This is a genomic window from Bradyrhizobium sp. SMVTL-02 (assembly GCF_051853005.1).
Classification (GTDB): Bacteria; Pseudomonadota; Alphaproteobacteria; order Rhizobiales; family Xanthobacteraceae; genus Bradyrhizobium.
This window is the reverse complement of record NZ_CP182469.1, coordinates 6,173,263-6,189,371: the sequence shown is the minus strand read 5'-3', so window position 1 is coordinate 6,189,371 and position 16,109 is coordinate 6,173,263. Positions and strand designations below refer to the sequence as shown.

Here is a 16,109-nt window from a genome sequence, read left to right as displayed (position 1 = left end):
AGCGCGATGAGCATGATCTTTCCGGAAAACCGCTTCGCACTTTTCCGGATCATGCTTTAGCGGGTGACCCAAGAAAAAAGCCCGGTCGATGCTCTCGGCCGGGCTTCTTGATCGCGGCGCGTATGCGCCAGGGCAATCAATCAGGCGATCAGATCAGTAGCAGACGCGAACCGGGCGGCTGACCCAGCCGTAGCCGTCCCAATAGCGCTCACGACGCCAGTAGCAGGGCGCGGGCGGCGGCGGCTCGGCGACGTAAACGGGACCGCCATAGGCGGGGCGGCTCGACGCGATGGCGCCGCCGACGATGGCGCCGCCGATCAGGCCGGCTGCGATGCCGGCGCCGACGCCGTCACCCGCTTTGGCGGGCGGAGTGGCGGTCACCAGCGAACCGGCAACCGTCGCAACCGTGAGGGCGGCAACGAAAGTCTTCTTCATGCTCTTGGCTCTCCTGGGAGATGGGTTCCTCTAGTTAGAGGCGCCCGGGGTTCAAAGGTTCACGCACACTCTGATGGAATTGACCGTTGGCTAGGAAGCGCGCAAATGGTCAATCCATGGTAAACGCACACGGAGCTGTGACGAGAAAAAGCGGTCTTTTTCAGGCCCCAGGATGAACGGCATACCCGTAGTGAACCGGTTCAGGCAAGCGCTGCAAAGGAGCCGGCTCAAGGGTCTCAGCCGCAAACCCGGACGCGGCGGGCGCGCCAGGCATAGCCGTCCCAGAAGCGCTGCTTCTGCCAGACGCAGCCGCCGTAATAGTCGTCGGCGACATAGCCGGGGCCCGGCGCATAGTAGCGCGGCGCGTAGTAGCCTGGTTCATAATAGCCCGGCCCTGATCCGTAATAATACGGAGAGGCCAGCGCACCGCCGACGATGGCGCCGCCGATGATCCCCGCCGCCACGCCGGCAGCGACGCCACGCTGGGCATGGGCCGGGGTTCCGGCCGTCAGGGCCAATGTGGCGAGGGCAGCGACTGCCAGGAGCGACTTCTTCATCAATGGAACCTTTGCACAAGCACGGGGGAACTGTTTGGGACCAGAGTTCCATACTTCGCTTGAATGATCAATGAACGGCACCTTTGCCGGGGGCGACCAATTGATATGGACTACAGCTCCGTCAGGAGACGATGATGGGCAACGCGATGATCAATGCATTGATTGCGGCCGGGGTGATCTTCGCCATCGGTTACGGCTGGATCACCCATCTGCAAAATCGCGGTCAGCGCCGCTCGCGCGCAGGGGCCGGCGGTCATGGCGGAGCTGGTGGCGACAGCTATTCGGGGACCAGTGACGGCTTCTCGCTGGGCAGCTGGTTCTCCAGCGACAGTTCGGGCCGCGCGACCGACAGCGGCAGCTGTTCGAGCGGTGACAGCGGCAGCAGTGGTGGAGATTGCGGGGGTGGCGGCGACGGTGGGGGAGGCGGTGGCGGCGACTAGGCGTGCAACCTTGATCCACCGCAATACCCTACATTAGAGCCGTTCTAGGCTGTTTCCGGGCCAGTTTGGAATAGCTTCAAATACCGGTTTTTCCCTTTGCATCCGGCGGGCCCGTTAAATATCGATGATGGCGCATCACCGAAGGGCCCGCCGCTTCCATGATCGTTTGTTCCTGTAACGTATTGAGCGATGATGATATCCGCGCCGCCGTCGCCGAGTCGGACGACGCCGTGCGTCATGCCAAGCAGGTCTATGGATGCCTCGGCTGCAACGCCGAATGCGGCCGCTGCGCGCGGACCATCAAGACGATCATCGACGAAGCGCTTGGCCCCTGCGCCAAGAAGTGCTGTGCCGGCTGCCCGCATACTTACACCGGGGCCGCCAATGACGAGACGGCCGAGCTCGCCGAATTCGCCCTCGCGGCCTGCTGAAATCTTCTGCACTGTCGACTGAGCTTTTCCCCGGCGGCGTCTCCGTGGCCGGTTGCGCTGGTCTTTGAACTGACTTAGAAGCATTCTAAATACGGTTAGGGCCGTTTTGGAATGCAAGAGCTGGAGTGAACCATGCAGGGCGACGCAAAAGTCATCGACTATCTCAACAAGGCACTGCGTCACGAGCTGACTGCGATCAACCAGTACTGGCTGCACTACCGCTTCCTCGACAATTGGGGCCTCCTCGACATGGCCAAGGTCTGGCGCAAGGAGTCCATCGAGGAGATGGAGCACGCCGACAAGCTCACCGCGCGCATCCTGTTCTTCGACGGCTTCCCGAACATGCAGGTGCTCGATCCCCTGCGCGTCGGCCAGAACGTCAAGGAGATCATCGAGTGCGACCTCGCCGCCGAGATGAGCGCGCGCGCGCTCTATCAGGAAGCGGCCACCTATTGCCACAGCGTCAAGGACTACGTGACGCGTGACCTGTTCGAGAAGCTGATGAGCGACGAGGAGCATCACATCGACTTCCTCGAGACCCAGCTCGACCTGATCGGCCGCATCGGCCTCGAGCTCTACACCCAGAAGCACGTCGGCGGGCTCGAGGGCGAGGGGCATTAACCTCCGACGCCAGTCGCATAGTCGGTGTTGTCCCGGCGTCGTCGGCATCTGCGGTTGTCCGGGACGACACCGCATCTGAAACAGCTACAGCTGCGCCTTGTAGCGCTCTTCCGTCATCGCCTGGCTCTCCGGCTCGCCGAGACCGGTCTGCTCGTGAATGACCTCGGTGATGCTCGGCATCACCGCGCGCTGCACCTTGTCCGCCGACCATAGCTTCGAGCGCATCAGCGCCTTGCCGCAGTGGAAATAGACTTCATTGACGGCGACATTCAGCACCGCGCGGGGAGCTTTGCCGAATTCCACCATGGAGGCGAGCAGATCCGGATCGACCGAGAGCGTGCCGCGTCCGCCGACGCGCAGCGTCTCGTCGATCCCGGGGACGAAGAACAACAGGTGCACGAAGCCCGAGCCTTCGACGACGTTGCGAAAACTGTCGAGCCGGTTGTTGCCGGAGCGGTCCGGCATCAGCAACTGGTTGGGACCGGCGACGCGGACGAAGCCGATGCCACCACCGCGCGGCGAGGCGTCGACGCTTCCGTCTGTGCCCGACGTTGCGAGCACGCAGAACGGCGACATCTCGATGAACTTCTTCGCATGCGCATCGATCGCGGGACGTGCCTTCGCGATCACCCGCGGGGTCGGCTTGGGATAGATGGTGGCGAGGTCTTCGGCGCAAAGATCGGTCAACGGCGTGCCTCCCTGTCGGCTCGGCGTCAAACTACCTGATCGCACCGCCGCCAGCCAATGCAATCCGTCCAGGCGCGTTACACGGCATCCGCCGGCACGAAACAGCTGATGATAATGGCACCGCGATGGTGGACGTACCACACCACGGCCTGACCGACCGGATTGCCCTGATCGCGGATGACGGCGCGCTCGGGCACCGCCATCCACTCGCCCTCGATCGGCACCCAATAGGTGCCGCCGCGCACGTCGTACTCGGTGCGATGGCCGTCGGAAATGTCGCAGCAGGGCACGCCGTTCGGCGCGATCACGCTTTTGAACCAGGCGCGGATGTCAGGGGGGACGTGATCATATTGCCCGTTGTCGAACGCGAAGGCGGCGCTCGTCAGCGCCGTCGCTCCGGCCAGCCAGACGCACAGCGCAAGCCTGTGCATGCGAACTTCCTCCTCGGGCATCGTTCATTGGCGCGCGACTGTCCCGCGCGTCGATTCGTATGGTTGATGCGATTAAGCCCGAGCTGCCGGCGCATTGCATGCTCAAATAATATGCGGCGCGAAAGGCGTCGCATATTATGCATCGCGATATGAGGATCTGCGCCCCGTCGTCTTACATCGTCCGCTCCGGCGCCGTTTGCAGCAATTGCCTGATTTCCTCGCTGTAGAACTTTGCGTTGCCGGTCGTGCCGTGGCCGCGCGTCTCGGTGCTGGCGGGGATCAGGTAGAGGCGGCCGTTCTTGACCCGCTTCATCGCGGCGTCCGTGATGCCGGTCTCGGGCGGATTGCGCTCGTCGTCGGCGGAATTGATCAGCAGCAGCGAGGCTTCGATGGCTTCGAGCTTCTCGCTCGCATTGTAGTCGTGCGAAGATTCCCACTGGTAGAGGAAGTCGTTGGCGTCGGCCGTGATCGGCGACGCCAGCCGCTCGTCGACGATCTTGTCGGCCTTGGCCGCGGTCGGCGCCTGTTGCTGATAGGCCAGCGTGCCGCCGATGCTGGCGATGCCGTAAGCGGTGACGGCGAACTTCATCATGCGCGGCTGGCTGGTGTAGTTGCCGCCGTTGTAGTCGGGATCGTTGCGGATGGTGTCGAGCATGATCCGCCGCAGCATCCAGTTGCGCGATGCCATCTCGGTCGGCTGCGAGGCCATCGGGATCAGCGCGTCCATCGCCTTCGGATATTTCTCGCCCCACAGCCACGTGTGCATGCCGCCCATTGAATTGCCGATGACGAGCCGCAGATGCTTGACGCCGAGGCCCTCCGTCACCAAGCGGTATTGTGCCTCGACCATGTCGTCGTAATCGTATTTCGGGAAGCTCGTCTTCATGCCGTCGGATGGCTTGGACGATTTGCCATGGCCGATGCTGTCGGGAATGATGATGTAATATTTGGACGCATCGAGCGGCTGCCCCGCGCCGAACAGCTCGCCGGCAAAGGACGGCGTCAGCATGCTCGCGCCCGAGCCGCCCGTTCCGTGCAGTACCAGCACGGGCTGGCCGGTCGGCTCGCCCACGGTGGTGAAGTGCAGCTTCAACTCCGGCATGGTCTCGCCGGTGTGGAACTTGAAGTCCCTGGCGATCCAGTCGCCCTGCTTGGGCGCGGGATAATCGGCAGCCATCGCCCATGTCGAAAAGGACAGCAGAACGCCTGCCATCGCGGCGCAAGAAGCTTTCATGTCTCTCTCCCCGTGCGGCTCATGGTCGTCGGCCGCCTTGCGACGGAACTTAGCAGAAGTGCGGGGAAGGATGTAGGATTTCAGCTCCGTCGATCGTCCTATGGAAACCCCGGAGAGACGCTGCATGTGCCGCAACATCAAGACGCTGTTCAACTTCGAGCCGCCGGCGACGGAGGATGAGATCCATGCCTCGGCGTTGCAGTTCGTGCGCAAACTGTCCGGCTTCAACAAGCCGTCGCAGGCCAATGAGGCCGCCTTCGACCGCGCCGTCGCAGAGGTTTCGGACGTCGCGCGAAAGCTCCTGACATCGCTGCATACCCATGCCCCGGCGCGCGACCGCGAGGTCGAGGCGGAGAAGGCGAAGGAGCGTTCGCGGTTGCGGTTCGGCTAGTGGCTCCAGGGTCCCTTCCGTGATCTGGCTCACGGTACGGGTCGCCTCGACTTGCAATGATGCCTGCCGGGGTTTTGACAGCCCGGAGTACGACCATGAGCCGCCCCCTTCTTCCCCTCAAGGCAGGTGCCATCATCTTCACGCTGCTGTGGACCGCGTGGATGATGTGGTGGAGCGGCTCCTTCTCGAGCGCGACCGTCGTGATCCTGGCCCTGTGCGGCGCTGCGGTCGGCTATCTCTGGTACCGCGCCATGCGCTGGCAGTTCGAGCGCATGGACATGCTGCCGCGCCGGGATGACTCCTCCAGGGCTTCTTGATCGGCATGTATCCCACGCGCGCTACGCTGCGTCTGGGCGCGAGCACGTCGTCAGCTCTTGTGGCCGGAAGCAAGCTAATTACCGGCGTTTGACGACAGCAGCAATTCCACCCGCGCACCATGCTGCGCTTGATCAACATCAAGCGACGGGACGCGCCGTCGTGTCATCGAGTTGTGAGGGCGATGATCGTCGCGAGGAGCGATCGATGCGCGCAGCATGGAGAAGTTCTGCCTGTCCTTGCCGTGTCCATCGTCATCGCCCGCCTGCTCGTGCCTGATATCGTGCCGGTTGCCTTCGCCGAGGAGCCGCAGCCGTCATGGGCTGTCATGACGGCTTTCGTCCTTCGCGCCATCGAGCTGAGATGGCGGCGGTCGCGGTCATCGCGCTTGCGATGCCGGTCGGCATGGGTGCGCAGCGCGGGCTGCGCCGCCCGTCTGGCGGCACGGCCGCGCAAGTCGACTGATCATCCGCACGCAGTCGCGCACTAGTCCTGACAGGCCGGCACCTCGATGCCGGAGGCGGCATAGAGCCTGATCTTGTTGCGCAGCGTGCGCACCGACAGGCCGAGCACGCGCGATGCGCGTGTGCGGTTGCCGTCGCAGCGGGCGAGCGTCTGGAGCACGAGCTCGCGTTCGACCTCGTCGACGGTTGCGCCGATCAGCAGTGGAACGATCTGGTTCGGAGCGAGGAATTGTGCGTCCTGCGGCGCCGCGACATGAACAGTGGTCATCAACATACCCCCGATCAACGCCCGCTTCCTTCGTCGGAAGCGGATCGAGAACAAACGACCCCCAGGCCGTAGATCTACGGTGGGCGGGTTTGGTTAATGAAAGGTTAATCGCGGACGATCGCACCAAATTGACCTCAGGAATGCCGCGAAGCGGCCGCGTTTGGCAGAAGATGCATGGCGATGCGGACCTATCTCGATCCGCTTTTTCGACCATCATGCCTCGCGCAGCGCGCTATACCACCAATCGAGTGGGGCGCTTCGCTCACACCGTCCGGTAGCCGCCGTCCACCATCACGATCGTTCCGGTGACGTAGGCCGACATGTCCGAGGCGAGGAAGATCGCGGGGCCCACGATGTCCTCGGGCTTGCCGGTGCGCGCCAGCGGGGTGTGGTCGACGAAAGCCTGCACCAGCGCCGGATTGGTCGCGCGCACTTGGGCGTTGATGTTGGTTTCGATGAAGCCCGGCCCGATCGCGTTGACGCGCACGCCCTCCTTGCCGAGCTCGACCGCGAGCGCCTTGGTGAAGCCGAGCACGCCGTGCTTGGAGGTCGTATACGCCGCCGAGCTCGGCGTGCGCAGATGCACGAAGGACTGGATCGAGCCGATATTGACGATGCGGCCTTTGCTCGCGCGCAAGGGCGCGAGGAAGGCCTGCGTCATGTTGAAGACGCCGTTGAGGTTGAGCGAGATGATGTCGTTCCAGTCCTTGGCCACCGTCTCGGTTTCGGCCGTGAAGGCGTTGCGGCGGGTGATGCCGGCATTGTTGACGAGGATCGAGACCTGCCCGACCTTGCCCGCGACCTGTTTTGCCAGCGCAAAGCAATCATCACGTCGGGTCACGTCGAGCGCGAAGCTGTCGGCGTTTCCGCCCGATCTTTGGATCTCCTGCGCGGCTTCCGCGACCGTGTCCCCGTTCACGTCGAGCAGCACCACTTGCGCGCCCTCGCGGGCGTAGCCGGCTGCGATCGCCCGGCCGATGCCGGAGCCGGCGCCCGTGATGACGGCGATGTGGTTTGCGAGCAATGCCATGACATTTTCCTCCCGATTTCGTTTCTAAGTTTCATGAAAGGCTAACCCGAAATTAAGGGGTCGGAAACGGCGGCCTTGGCATACTGATCTTCATTGCTAAACGTTGCGCGCATGATGGAACGGCTTGAATCCTGGAAACTCGCGCTCGAACGCCTGCGGTCGGCACAGCCGGCCGACTGGGCCGAGGCCGGCCGGGTCGTGGCCGAAATCGGGCGGATGAGCACGGATGGCACGCTGCGGCAGGCGGCCGAGCAGGCGCTGCCGGTGCTGCGCCAGGCTCTGGTCAATGATGATCACAGCGTCACGCTGGCGGCCCAGCGCCGCCTCGGTGTGGTGCTCGAGGTTCTCCATGGTCTCGCCGCGCCGCGGTTCGGCCGCCGCAACGCGATGCCGAAGAAGCTTTCCAGCGAGGATCGCGCGCGCAAGATGCTGGGCCTGCCGCTCGCGGTGCAGCTCACCTGCGACGACATCAACCAGGCCTACCGCCGCGCCGCCAAGGGCATGCATCCCGACCAGGGCGGCACCGCGCAAGCCTTCATCGACCTCGCTGCCGCGCGCGACGTCCTGATCCATCCCGGCGCGCACAAGGACGCGTGAGGCCGCGTCCCGCCAGGGCGACGCGCCCTTTTCAATCCGATCTGTCGCGTCAAGCCTAGAGCGTGCCCGGCAAGCCACACGTGCTCATTTCGCCAGCGACGCGACCGCCTCGATTTCGATCAGCATCTTCGGATCGGGTAGCGCCTGCACCACGCATGTGGTGCGCGCGGGGTAAGGCGGCGGGCCGAACGCGCCGGCATAGAGCGCGTTCATGGCGGCAACGTCCGAGGCGCGGGTCAAGAGCACGTTGACCTTGGCGAGGTCGCGGATACCAGCTCCGGCCTCGTCCAGCACGCGCCTGATGTTGACGACGACATTGGCGAACTGCGCCTCGAAGCCATCAGGCAGCGCGCCGTGGGCATCGAAGCCGGGAATGCCCGAGACGAACAGCAAGTCGCCGACGCGCGTCGCAAAGGACAGCGGCGGCGCCTTGACGTGCGGCGGGGCTGCGAAATGCTGGATCGGCATGGGATCACCTCTCGGGGCGTGTCGGGAGCAGGAGCGTAGCGGGATGCGGGGGAGTTGCAATCGGGTGGGCAAAAACAAAAATGCGAAAACAAGCCCATGCACAGTAGAGGTCAGGCCGAAAACATCGGGCTCTTTTGAGATTCGGCAAGTCCGAAACAATCGCTTGCTCCGTCGGGCAAAACAGGGGCAGAATGGCACGATGGAGACGGTTGTCTGCGAGCGCAGTGGTCCGCCTCTCCCCGCATGCAGCCGCTGGCAGGCGAGGCCGGAATGCATCCACCCCGTATTGCGAGCGCAGCGAAGCAATCCAGCGTCTTTCCGTGGAGGGACTCTGGGTTGCTTCGCTGCGCTCGCAATGACGGAGAATGAGGCACCTTCCACGAGTCTAGCCGCCACCGTACTTGCGGAAACGCCCTGCCATCATGTTGCCGCCGCGATCGATCGGATAGATTGGCCGCGTCTGATTCGTTTCCCTCCAAAAAATAGCCCCGGAGCCTTACATGAAGATCGCTAGCACCCTTCGCGCCGCGTTGGTCGCCGTTGCCGCGCTCGCCGGCCCTTCGACCTCGGCGCTGGCCGACGGCGGCACCGTGGTGCTGACGATCTACAAGGCGGGCTGGATCATCGGCGGCTCCGGCGGGAGCGGCGTGCTGAACTTCCACGGCCGCTCCTACGGGCTCTCGACCGGCGGGCTCGACTACGGCCTCGTGTTCGGGGGATCCAAGACCGTGCTGCGCGGCCGCGTCTCCAACATCAACCGTCCCTCCGACGTCGCCGGCGTCTATGGCGCGGCCGGAGCGGGCCTTGCGGTCGGCCGCGGCGCCCGCGCCATCGTGCTCACCAACCAGAAGGGCGCGGTGCTGGAGCTGACCGGCACGCAGGTCGGCCTGATGGCAAATGCGGATCTCAGTGGTCTTGCGATCACGATGCGGTAGGCAGCTTTCGCCTCACTTCGTAGCTCGCATGAGCGCCAGCGACATGCGGGCAAGTCTCAGTCCCGGATGTCGCTTTTGCTCATCCGGGCTACGCTCCCGTCACCGCCGCATGAATCCGCTTGCAATGCGCGACGAGGTTTGCGTGCGCATCGACGAAGGCCTTCAGCGGCGTCGGGATCGGAAAATAATAGATGTTGGCGACGAAGCCGTAGATCCCGGCATCACAGCTGGTCGGCGCGGCGCCGTGCACGAAGCCCTTGGCCGGCACGATCTCCGCCAGCACCTGCAGGTCGGCGAGCCCCCGCGCATAGGCCTGTTCGGGCGCGTAGCGGCCGATGCCCTGGTAGTGATAGCGCTGCGCGTTGTACGCCTTCGCCTTCTCGAACCCCTCGGCACTCACTTGCGGATGCTGCGCGATGAAACCGTCGCGGAACGCGGGATAGAAGCGCTCGTCCTTCCAGCGCGAATACGACATCACCCAGTAGAGATCGTCGAGCATGCGCGTGACGAGATGATTGGTGCGCCGCTGCTCGCTTGAGAGCGCGGCATCGATGGTCAGGCGATACTTGCTGGTCGCATGCGCGATGATGGTCTCGCTGTCGCCGATGGTCTCGCCGTCGTCGACGGTGTAAGGCAACTGCCCGCGCGGCGCCGCGGAGGCATCGAAGATGTGCTCGTGCACGAACGGCACGCCCGCGAGCTTCAGGAAGGCGTAGACCTTGAGGCCGTAGCCGTTGTTGTCGGCAACGCCGAACAGTTCCGGGTAGGAATAGAGCGTCAGCATGGGGCGGCTCCTCCGTTGGCGGGGCCAGCATGCAGGGGTGTGGTGGTGGACGCAATGGGGCGCCGCCTTCTTGCTCGTGAACGCAATCCTGCGCGGCCGGTAGTGGGAGATCAAGATGGCGGTCAACAAGGAGGAGTTCGATGACGCGGCGTTGCCCTTGCTCTATCTGACACTGCACAATGGTTACCGGGCATGGAAGGGATTCGACTGGGAGGTGCTCGGCCGGCTTCATCACAAGGGAATGATTGATGATCCCGTCGGCAAGGTGAAGTCCGTGGTGTTCACGGAGGAGGGGCTCGAACGCGCGAAGAGGCTGTTCAAGGAGTTGTTCGAGGAATGATACCTAGTGGCAAGGCCGGGCATGGGCCCGGCCTTGCTTGCAATGAGATCTCTGGAGCCGGCCCCTCACAGCACCTTGTTGCTCTCCTTCACCTTCTCCGCATCCAGATAAACGCTTGAGCCCATCTCCTTGAACTTCGCGCTCATCCTGGCCATGCCGTCCTCGGCGGTGCCGCTGATCGACATGCCCACGCTGTTCGGATCATTCAGCGTCGCCGCGTAATCCCGCACGTCCTGCGTGATCTTCATCGAGCAGAACTTCGGGCCGCACATCGAGCAGAAATGGGCGACCTTGTGGGCTTCCTTCGGCAGGGTCTCGTCGTGGAAGTTCTTCGCCGTGTCCGGATCGAGGCCGAGGTTGAACTGGTCGGTCCAGCGGAATTCGAAACGGGCACGGGAGAGGGCGTCGTCGCGCAATTGCGCGGCGGGGTGGCCCTTGGCGAGGTCGGCGGCGTGGGCGGCGATCTTGTAGGTGATGACGCCGGTCTTGACGTCGTTGCGGTCGGGTAGCCCAAGATGCTCCTTCGGCGTGACGTAGCAGAGCATGGCGCAACCGAACCAGCCGATCATGGCGGCGCCGATGCCCGACGTGATGTGGTCGTAGCCCGGCGCGATGTCGGTGGTCAGCGGTCCAAGCGTGTAGAACGGGGCTTCGCCACACTCCTTGAGCTGCTTGTCCATGTTGATCTTGATCTTGTGCATCGGCACGTGGCCGGGGCCTTCGATCATGACCTGGCAGCCCTTGTCCCACGCGATTTTTGTCAGTTCGCCGAGCGTTTCGAGCTCGGCAAACTGTGCGCGGTCGTTCGCGTCGGCGATCGACCCCGGACGCAGGCCGTCGCCGAGCGAGAACGAGACGTCATACTTGCGCATGAGGTCGCAGATCTCGTCGAAATGCGTATAGAGGAAGCTTTCCTTGTGATGCGCGAGGCACCACTTCGCCATGATCGAGCCGCCGCGCGAGACGATGCCGGTGACGCGGTTGGCGGTGAGGTGGATGTATTGCAGGCGCACGCCGGCGTGGATGGTGAAATAGTCGACGCCCTGCTCGCACTGCTCGATCAGCGTGTCCTTGTAGAGCTCCCAGGTCAGCTTGACCGGATCCCCGTTGCACTTCTCCAGCGCCTGGTAGATCGGCACGGTGCCGATCGGAACCGGCGAGTTGCGCAGGATCCACTCACGCGTGGTGTGGATGTTGCGGCCGGTCGACAGGTCCATCACGGTGTCGGCGCCCCAGCGGATCGCCCACACCATCTTCTCGACCTCTTCCTCGACCGACGAGGTCACCGCCGAGTTGCCGATATTGGCGTTGATCTTGGTCAGGAAGTTGCGGCCGATGATCATCGGCTCGAGCTCGGAGTGGTTGATGTTGGAGGGGATGATGGCGCGGCCGCGCGCGATCTCGTCGCGCACGAACTCCGGGGTGATGAAGGCGGGGACCGATGCGCCGAAGCTCTCGCCGTCAGCGAGCGCTGCTTCCGCGCGCTCGAGCTGCTGCTTGCGGCCGAGGTTTTCGCGGGCGGCGACGTAGATCATCTCCTTGGTGATGATGCCGGCGCGGGCGAATTCGAGCTGCGTCACCTTGTGGCCGTCGAGGCCGCGTAAAGGCTTGTGATAGGCCGAGAAGGCGCGCGCGGCCTTGTCGGTCGAGACGCTGCCATTGTCTTCCGGCTTGATCTGCCGGCCCTCATATTCCTCGACGCCGCCGCGCTCCAGCACCCATTGCTTGCGGTTGCGGGCAAGGCCGGCGTTGACGTCGATGGTGACGGACGGATCGGTATAGGGACCCGAGGTGTCGTAGACCGGCAGGTTCGGCTCGCCGGCGCCTTCGGACAGGATGATCTCGCGCAAGGGGACGCGGATGTCTGGCGCGGCATCGGGCGTCGCGAAGATTTTTCGCGAGGAGGGCAGCGGGCCGGTGGTGACGGCGGGGACGGTCTTTTCGGGGTTGGAGCGGATGTTCATGGGATCCTCCGGTTAATTCTGTGGTGCGTACGTTTGAGCGACGGCGGTGAATTCTTGCTCCGTCATTGCGAGGAGCTCTTGCGACGAAGCAATCCAGACTGCCTCTCCGGAGAGATTCTGGATTGCTTCGCTTCGCTCGCAATGAGGAGCGGGGAGGGTTTCGGTCATGCCGCCTCCTTCGACTCGCCGAGCCACTGCCGCACGCGTGCGTCGGGGTCGGCATTCTGGGTGACGTCGCTGACGACGGCGATGGAATCCGCGCCCGCCGCAAAGATCTCCGCTGCGTGCTCGAACTTGATGCCGCCGATCGCGACCAGCGGGATGTTGCCGATGCGCTTCTTCCATTCCGTGATCTTCGCGATGCCCTGCGGCTCGAAGCGCATCGATTTGAGCGTGGTGAAGAAGATCGGGCCTAGCGCGACGTAGTCGGGCTTGGCCGCGAGCGCGGTTTCAAGCTCGGCATCGTCATGGGTGGAGATGCCGAGCGACAGGCCGGCCTCGCGGATGGCCTTGAGGTCGGCATCCGCCAGATCCTCCTGGCCGAGATGCAGATATTTCGCGCCGGCGACGATCGCCGCGCGCCAGTAGTCGTTCACGACCAGCTTGGCCTGCGTGCCTTTGGTGATCGCCAAAGCGTCGGCGACGATCTGCAGCGCGTCGGCGTCGTGCAGCTCCTTCGCACGGAGCTGAATGGTGCCGACGCCGAGCTTTGTCAGTCGCTCGACCCAGTTGAGGCTGTCGACGACGGGATAGAAGCGATCAGGATACGGCATGCCAGAACGGGGTCCCAACGACAGGGGTGGAGGGGGAGGCGAAGTCGCGGGCGTTCATGAGCCCGGCTTCGTATGCGGTGCGGCCGGCCTCACAGCCGAGGCGGAAGGCATTGGCCATCGCGACGGGATCGGCGGCCTTGGCGATCGCCGTGTTGAGCAGCACGGCGTCGTAGCCGAGCTCGAGCGCCTGCGCGGCGTGGCTGGGCGCGCCCAAGCCGGCGTCGACCACCAGCGTGACGTCCGGCAGGCGCTCGCGCAGGAGCTTCAGGGCGTCGCGGTTCGTGATGCCCTTGGCGCTGCCGATGGGGGCGGCCCATGGCATCACCACCTTGCAGCCGGCGTCGACCAGGCGGTTGGCGACCGAGAGGTCCTCGGTGCAATAGGGGAACACCTCGAAGCCGTCCTTGATCAGGATGCTTGCTGCTTCGACGAGACCGACGACGTCGGGCTGCAGCGTGTCGTTGTCGGCGATGACCTCGAGCTTGATCCAGCTCGTGCCGAACAATTCGCGCGCGAGCTTTGCGGTGGTCACCGCCTCGCGCACGGTGCGGCAGCCGGCGGTGTTCGGCAGCACGGTGACGTCGAGCTCGCGGATCAGCTTCCAGAACGCGTCGCCAGTCTTGCCGCCGGCGGCCTCTCGCCGCAGCGACACCGTGACGATGTTCGAGCCGGAGGCGCGGATCGCCTCCTGCATGATCGCGGGCGAAGGATAGAGCGCGCTGCCGATGAGCAGGCGCGAGGCGAAGGTCTTGCCGTAGAAGGTCACCATGTGTGAGGCGTCTCCTCGCATTCAGTGTGCTCCCTCGCCCCGCTTGCGGGGAGAAGGTTGGGGTGAGGGGGAGCCTCCGCGGGGACGGTGAGAGTTGGACTCGCGGAGAGTCCCCCTCACCCGGAATTTGCTTTGCAAATTCCGGCCTCTCCCCGCAGGCGGCGAGAGGCGAAGGAAGGCGACAGCTTCATTCATCATCATCACCCTCCCTGCCGCGGGGTGATGATCTCGATCTCGTCGCCGGCCTTCAGGCTCGTTTCGGCCCAGCGGCTTTTCGGCACGACGTCGTAGTTCAGCGCGATGGCGAAATGGGTGCCCTCGTAGTCGAGCTCGGAGAGCAGCGCGCCGACGCTGGCCGCGTTCACCTCGCGTTGTTCGCCGTTGATGATCACGCGCATTGCATCACCTCATTGTCGATCTGGCCGCGCTGGACATAGGCAAGCGTCAGCTCGGCGAGCGCCGGCGCGATCAGGAAGCCGTGGCGGTAGAGGCCGTTGACGGCGATGGTCTCGCCACGGATGCCGATGCGCGGCAGATTGTCGGGGTAGGCGGGACGAAGGCCCGAGCCGAACTCGACGATGCGGGCTTCGCCGAAGGCGGGATGCACCGCGTAGGCCGCGCCCAGCAGCTCCAGCGCCGAGCGGACGCTGACGCCGGTGTCCTCGGCCTCGATCGAGGTCGCGCCCAGCATGAACAGGTTCTGCTCGCGCGGGATCACGTAGAGTGGCCAGCGCGGATGGATCAGCCGCACGGGGCGTGCGAGCTGCACCTCGTTGGTCTCGATCAGGATCATCTCGCCCTTGACGCCGCGCAAGCCGGGCTGCTCCTCGCGTGCACCGAGGCCGCGGCAGTCGATCACGATGCTTTTAGGATCAAGGTTTGCGAGATCTTTTGCGGAAACGTCGCTGTCGAACTTGATGGTGCCGCCGGCAGCCTTGATGCGCTCGTGCAGCTTCGGCAGCACGCGGCGAGGCTCGACATGGCCCTCGGCCGGGAAGAACAGCGCATCGCGGAAGCGGCCCTCCAGCGAGGGCTCGAGCTCGGCGAGAGCGGCGGCATCGAGCCGGCGATGGCCTTCGGTCATGCGGGCAAAGCGCTCGAAATCGTTGCGCTCGCGCGGATGGGCGACGACGAGGGAGCCGTTGAAGGGGGTGTCCGGCAATTCGCGCCGCCAGATGTCGAGGGAGCGCAGGCCCAGGCGGGAGATGATGGGTTCGGCGACCTCGGCCTCGCAATAGGGCGCCAGCATGCCGCCGGCCCAGTGGCTGGTGGAACAGGTCACGGCGGCATCACCGCGCTCGTGCAGCGTCACGGTGTGGCCGGCCTGCGCGAACAACAAGGCTTGCCAGGCGCCGGCAATGCCTGCGCCGATGATGGATACCGGTGAATCCGGCCGCTTGATGGTCTGCAACATCCCTGTCCCTTCGCCGGCATGACCCGGATCAGGTTCAAAGGGTCACCGCGGACTTGGGCAGCCGATCTTGGGCGGCCTTGCCCATTTAGCGGTATCTCAGCTCCTCCTCGGAGCACCCCTCGGAACGCCTCTAATGTATGCCAGGGAGGCGGGGTGGTCAACGCTTGGCCCGGAACCCCACGGCCTGCGCCCGCGCGTTGCGCACGCCTGGCGCCAGCTTCCTGTGCGGCACTGTGCCGAACATCGGCTGCGGATTGCCGTTCGGCTCGAGCCAGGTCTCGCCCGCATTGGCGACCTGCATGGCTTCCTGGCGCTGGCGCTTTGCAGCGTAGTAATAGCCGCCCGCGAAATAACGCACAGCTCGCGCGTGGTCGCCATTGGCGGCGCGATAGGCGCCGGCGAGGTACTTCACCGCATAAGTGAGATTGGTGTTGGGATCGCGCAGGCCGGCGGCATCGCCGGTGTAACCGACGCCGCGGGCGGTCGCGAGCTTGATCTGCATCAGCCCGATGGTGCCGCCACGTCCGACGAGGCCGGGCTGATAGCGGCTTTCGCGCATGATGACGCGATGCACCAGCGCCTCCGGCACGCCATTGGCGCGGGCATGCATCGCGACCATCTCGGCATATTCGGCTTCGCCGGCATTCGCCGCCTGCGTCATCATCAGCCCTGCTGCAGCAAGCACGGCAATACGCAAAATTTTCATCGAAATATTTCCTCGGCAGAACGGGCCCGCCCCCGCGCGTTAGGCCGTGGGAACA

The 16,109-nt window shown here is 64.4% G+C and carries 24 protein-coding genes and 1 riboswitch; of the genes, 9 read left to right on the top strand and 15 right to left on the bottom strand.

The features are described from left to right. Window positions 1–153: 153 nt before the first annotated feature. Window positions 154–435 (bottom strand): hypothetical protein, encoded by a 282-nt coding sequence (locus ACNJYB_RS29620; RefSeq protein WP_439370099.1) that lies wholly within the window; start codon window positions 433–435, stop codon window positions 154–156. Between the two features lie 236 nt (window positions 436–671). Continuing rightward, complete coding sequence (locus tag ACNJYB_RS29615) at window positions 672–992, bottom strand: hypothetical protein (protein ID WP_439370098.1); 321 nt, start codon at window positions 990–992, stop codon at window positions 672–674. Between the two features lie 131 nt (window positions 993–1,123). Between ACNJYB_RS29615 and ACNJYB_RS29610 the strand changes: the two genes are divergently transcribed. The 3 genes from ACNJYB_RS29610 to bfr all read left to right on the top strand — a co-directional run bounded on the left by ACNJYB_RS29610 (window position 1,124) and on the right by bfr (window position 2,484). Next, complete coding sequence (locus ACNJYB_RS29610; RefSeq protein WP_439370097.1) at window positions 1,124–1,432, top strand: hypothetical protein; 309 nt, start codon at window positions 1,124–1,126, stop codon at window positions 1,430–1,432. A gap of 158 nt (window positions 1,433–1,590) precedes the next feature. Next, the gene (locus ACNJYB_RS29605) at window positions 1,591–1,863 is read left to right on the top strand and encodes a (2Fe-2S)-binding protein (protein WP_439370096.1); all 273 of its coding nucleotides are present in this window, start codon (window positions 1,591–1,593) and stop codon (window positions 1,861–1,863) included. A 132-nt stretch (window positions 1,864–1,995) separates the two neighbouring features. Then, window positions 1,996–2,484, top strand: coding sequence for a bacterioferritin (gene bfr / locus ACNJYB_RS29600; protein WP_439370095.1), 489 nt, complete (start codon window positions 1,996–1,998; stop codon window positions 2,482–2,484). Between the two features lie 84 nt (window positions 2,485–2,568). Here the strand turns inward: bfr and ACNJYB_RS29595 are convergent, their stop codons facing one another. From ACNJYB_RS29595 to ACNJYB_RS29585, 3 genes are all read right to left on the bottom strand, one after another. Then, a complete protein-coding gene (locus ACNJYB_RS29595; protein ID WP_439370094.1) occupies window positions 2,569–3,171 on the bottom strand; it encodes an MSMEG_1061 family FMN-dependent PPOX-type flavoprotein in 603 nt (200 codons plus the stop codon). Between the two features lie 77 nt (window positions 3,172–3,248). Next, the gene (locus tag ACNJYB_RS29590) at window positions 3,249–3,602 is read right to left on the bottom strand and encodes a hypothetical protein (RefSeq protein ID WP_439370093.1); all 354 of its coding nucleotides are present in this window, start codon (window positions 3,600–3,602) and stop codon (window positions 3,249–3,251) included. Window positions 3,603–3,774: 172 nt separating this feature from the next. Further along, window positions 3,775–4,836 (bottom strand): alpha/beta fold hydrolase, encoded by a 1,062-nt coding sequence (locus ACNJYB_RS29585; protein ID WP_439370092.1) that lies wholly within the window; start codon window positions 4,834–4,836, stop codon window positions 3,775–3,777. Window positions 4,837–4,960: 124 nt separating this feature from the next. Here ACNJYB_RS29585 and ACNJYB_RS29580 point away from each other — a divergent pair, with 124 nt between their 5' ends. The 3 genes from ACNJYB_RS29580 (at window position 4,961) to ACNJYB_RS29570 (ending at window position 6,007) form a co-directional block, all read left to right on the top strand. After that, window positions 4,961–5,227: a DUF2277 domain-containing protein gene (locus ACNJYB_RS29580; protein WP_439370091.1), complete on the top strand. Its 267-nt coding sequence runs from the start codon at window positions 4,961–4,963 to the stop codon at window positions 5,225–5,227. Between the two features lie 95 nt (window positions 5,228–5,322). Further along, window positions 5,323–5,544, top strand: coding sequence for a hypothetical protein (locus ACNJYB_RS29575; RefSeq protein WP_439370090.1), 222 nt, complete (start codon window positions 5,323–5,325; stop codon window positions 5,542–5,544). A gap of 316 nt (window positions 5,545–5,860) precedes the next feature. Next, complete coding sequence (locus ACNJYB_RS29570) at window positions 5,861–6,007, top strand: hypothetical protein (protein ID WP_439370089.1); 147 nt, start codon at window positions 5,861–5,863, stop codon at window positions 6,005–6,007. Window positions 6,008–6,028: 21 nt separating this feature from the next. Here ACNJYB_RS29570 and ACNJYB_RS29565 read toward each other — a convergent pair whose 3' ends face one another. Together ACNJYB_RS29565 and ACNJYB_RS29560 are read right to left on the bottom strand one after the other, a co-directional pair. Then, window positions 6,029–6,274 (bottom strand): helix-turn-helix domain-containing protein, encoded by a 246-nt coding sequence (locus ACNJYB_RS29565; RefSeq protein ID WP_439370088.1) that lies wholly within the window; start codon window positions 6,272–6,274, stop codon window positions 6,029–6,031. A gap of 262 nt (window positions 6,275–6,536) precedes the next feature. Next, entirely contained in the window at window positions 6,537–7,304 is a 768-nt protein-coding gene (locus ACNJYB_RS29560; protein WP_439370087.1) for an SDR family NAD(P)-dependent oxidoreductase, read from the bottom strand. 111 nt (window positions 7,305–7,415) lie between these two features. Here ACNJYB_RS29560 and ACNJYB_RS29555 point away from each other — a divergent pair, with 111 nt between their 5' ends. Continuing rightward, complete coding sequence (locus ACNJYB_RS29555; protein WP_439370086.1) at window positions 7,416–7,901, top strand: J domain-containing protein; 486 nt, start codon at window positions 7,416–7,418, stop codon at window positions 7,899–7,901. A gap of 84 nt (window positions 7,902–7,985) precedes the next feature. Here the strand turns inward: ACNJYB_RS29555 and ACNJYB_RS29550 are convergent, their stop codons facing one another. Next, window positions 7,986–8,369 carry a RidA family protein gene (locus ACNJYB_RS29550; RefSeq protein ID WP_439370085.1) on the bottom strand — a complete coding sequence of 128 codons (384 nt, stop codon included), beginning with the start codon at window positions 8,367–8,369 and terminating at the stop codon, window positions 7,986–7,988. Window positions 8,370–8,869: 500 nt separating this feature from the next. On the opposite strand from ACNJYB_RS29550, the gene ACNJYB_RS29545 reads away from it, so the two are divergent. Beyond that, window positions 8,870–9,304: a hypothetical protein gene (locus tag ACNJYB_RS29545; protein ID WP_439370084.1), complete on the top strand. Its 435-nt coding sequence runs from the start codon at window positions 8,870–8,872 to the stop codon at window positions 9,302–9,304. 88 nt (window positions 9,305–9,392) lie between these two features. On the opposite strand, the gene ACNJYB_RS29540 is transcribed toward ACNJYB_RS29545, so the two are convergent. Next, complete coding sequence (locus tag ACNJYB_RS29540) at window positions 9,393–10,088, bottom strand: glutathione S-transferase family protein (RefSeq protein ID WP_439370083.1); 696 nt, start codon at window positions 10,086–10,088, stop codon at window positions 9,393–9,395. A 115-nt stretch (window positions 10,089–10,203) separates the two neighbouring features. Here ACNJYB_RS29540 and ACNJYB_RS29535 point away from each other — a divergent pair, with 115 nt between their 5' ends. Next, window positions 10,204–10,428, top strand: coding sequence for a DUF6429 family protein (locus ACNJYB_RS29535; protein WP_439370082.1), 225 nt, complete (start codon window positions 10,204–10,206; stop codon window positions 10,426–10,428). Between the two features lie 65 nt (window positions 10,429–10,493). Here ACNJYB_RS29535 and thiC read toward each other — a convergent pair whose 3' ends face one another. The 6 genes from thiC to ACNJYB_RS29505 all read right to left on the bottom strand — a co-directional run bounded on the left by thiC (window position 10,494) and on the right by ACNJYB_RS29505 (window position 16,054). Next, window positions 10,494–12,392 carry a phosphomethylpyrimidine synthase ThiC gene (thiC, locus tag ACNJYB_RS29530; RefSeq protein WP_439370081.1) on the bottom strand — a complete coding sequence of 633 codons (1,899 nt, stop codon included), beginning with the start codon at window positions 12,390–12,392 and terminating at the stop codon, window positions 10,494–10,496. 164 nt (window positions 12,393–12,556) lie between these two features. Then, entirely contained in the window at window positions 12,557–13,165 is a 609-nt protein-coding gene (locus ACNJYB_RS29525; RefSeq protein WP_439370080.1) for a thiamine phosphate synthase, read from the bottom strand. Continuing rightward, a complete protein-coding gene (locus ACNJYB_RS29520) occupies window positions 13,152–13,934 on the bottom strand; it encodes a thiazole synthase (RefSeq protein WP_439370079.1) in 783 nt (260 codons plus the stop codon). The genes ACNJYB_RS29525 and ACNJYB_RS29520 overlap by 14 nt, the downstream gene beginning before the upstream one ends. Window positions 13,935–14,134: 200 nt before the next feature. Continuing rightward, window positions 14,135–14,332: a sulfur carrier protein ThiS gene (gene thiS, locus ACNJYB_RS29515; protein WP_439370078.1), complete on the bottom strand. Its 198-nt coding sequence runs from the start codon at window positions 14,330–14,332 to the stop codon at window positions 14,135–14,137. Further along, complete coding sequence (locus ACNJYB_RS29510; protein ID WP_439370077.1) at window positions 14,323–15,348, bottom strand: FAD-dependent oxidoreductase; 1,026 nt, start codon at window positions 15,346–15,348, stop codon at window positions 14,323–14,325. Before ACNJYB_RS29510 ends, thiS begins: the two co-directional genes overlap by 10 nt. Beyond that, a riboswitch (TPP riboswitch) is annotated at window positions 15,336–15,478 on the bottom strand. (Overlaps the previous gene by 13 nt.) 27 nt (window positions 15,479–15,505) lie before the next feature. Next, complete coding sequence (locus tag ACNJYB_RS29505) at window positions 15,506–16,054, bottom strand: transglycosylase SLT domain-containing protein (protein WP_439370076.1); 549 nt, start codon at window positions 16,052–16,054, stop codon at window positions 15,506–15,508. Window positions 16,055–16,109: the final 55 nt, after the last annotated feature.

Excerpts from the sequence above, each read along its gene's own strand:
- ACNJYB_RS29555 (WP_439370086.1), top strand. The coding sequence starts at position 7,416 with ATGATGGAACGGCTTGAATCCTGGAAACTCGCGCTCGAACGCCTGCGG.
- ACNJYB_RS29590 (WP_439370093.1), bottom strand. The coding sequence starts at position 3,602 with ATGCACAGGCTTGCGCTGTGCGTCTGGCTGGCCGGAGCGACGGCGCTG.
- ACNJYB_RS29620 (WP_439370099.1), bottom strand. The coding sequence starts at position 435 with ATGAAGAAGACTTTCGTTGCCGCCCTCACGGTTGCGACGGTTGCCGGT.
- ACNJYB_RS29520 (WP_439370079.1), bottom strand. The coding sequence starts at position 13,934 with ATGGTGACCTTCTACGGCAAGACCTTCGCCTCGCGCCTGCTCATCGGC.
- ACNJYB_RS29570 (WP_439370089.1), top strand. The coding sequence starts at position 5,861 with ATGGGCTGTCATGACGGCTTTCGTCCTTCGCGCCATCGAGCTGAGATG.
- ACNJYB_RS29550 (WP_439370085.1), bottom strand. The coding sequence starts at position 8,369 with ATGCCGATCCAGCATTTCGCAGCCCCGCCGCACGTCAAGGCGCCGCCG.
- ACNJYB_RS29525 (WP_439370080.1), bottom strand. The coding sequence starts at position 13,165 with ATGCCGTATCCTGATCGCTTCTATCCCGTCGTCGACAGCCTCAACTGG.
- ACNJYB_RS29605 (WP_439370096.1), top strand. The coding sequence starts at position 1,591 with ATGATCGTTTGTTCCTGTAACGTATTGAGCGATGATGATATCCGCGCC.
- ACNJYB_RS29540 (WP_439370083.1), bottom strand. The coding sequence starts at position 10,088 with ATGCTGACGCTCTATTCCTACCCGGAACTGTTCGGCGTTGCCGACAAC.
- bfr (WP_439370095.1), top strand. The coding sequence starts at position 1,996 with ATGCAGGGCGACGCAAAAGTCATCGACTATCTCAACAAGGCACTGCGT.
- ACNJYB_RS29580 (WP_439370091.1), top strand. The coding sequence starts at position 4,961 with ATGTGCCGCAACATCAAGACGCTGTTCAACTTCGAGCCGCCGGCGACG.
- ACNJYB_RS29575 (WP_439370090.1), top strand. The coding sequence starts at position 5,323 with ATGAGCCGCCCCCTTCTTCCCCTCAAGGCAGGTGCCATCATCTTCACG.
- thiS (WP_439370078.1), bottom strand. The coding sequence starts at position 14,332 with ATGCGCGTGATCATCAACGGCGAACAACGCGAGGTGAACGCGGCCAGC.
- ACNJYB_RS29585 (WP_439370092.1), bottom strand. The coding sequence starts at position 4,836 with ATGAAAGCTTCTTGCGCCGCGATGGCAGGCGTTCTGCTGTCCTTTTCG.
- ACNJYB_RS29565 (WP_439370088.1), bottom strand. The coding sequence starts at position 6,274 with ATGACCACTGTTCATGTCGCGGCGCCGCAGGACGCACAATTCCTCGCT.
- ACNJYB_RS29505 (WP_439370076.1), bottom strand. The coding sequence starts at position 16,054 with ATGAAAATTTTGCGTATTGCCGTGCTTGCTGCAGCAGGGCTGATGATG.
- ACNJYB_RS29510 (WP_439370077.1), bottom strand. The coding sequence starts at position 15,348 with ATGTTGCAGACCATCAAGCGGCCGGATTCACCGGTATCCATCATCGGC.
- thiC (WP_439370081.1), bottom strand. The coding sequence starts at position 12,392 with ATGAACATCCGCTCCAACCCCGAAAAGACCGTCCCCGCCGTCACCACC.
- ACNJYB_RS29560 (WP_439370087.1), bottom strand. The coding sequence starts at position 7,304 with ATGGCATTGCTCGCAAACCACATCGCCGTCATCACGGGCGCCGGCTCC.
- ACNJYB_RS29545 (WP_439370084.1), top strand. The coding sequence starts at position 8,870 with ATGAAGATCGCTAGCACCCTTCGCGCCGCGTTGGTCGCCGTTGCCGCG.
- ACNJYB_RS29535 (WP_439370082.1), top strand. The coding sequence starts at position 10,204 with ATGGCGGTCAACAAGGAGGAGTTCGATGACGCGGCGTTGCCCTTGCTC.
- ACNJYB_RS29610 (WP_439370097.1), top strand. The coding sequence starts at position 1,124 with ATGATGGGCAACGCGATGATCAATGCATTGATTGCGGCCGGGGTGATC.
- ACNJYB_RS29615 (WP_439370098.1), bottom strand. The coding sequence starts at position 992 with ATGAAGAAGTCGCTCCTGGCAGTCGCTGCCCTCGCCACATTGGCCCTG.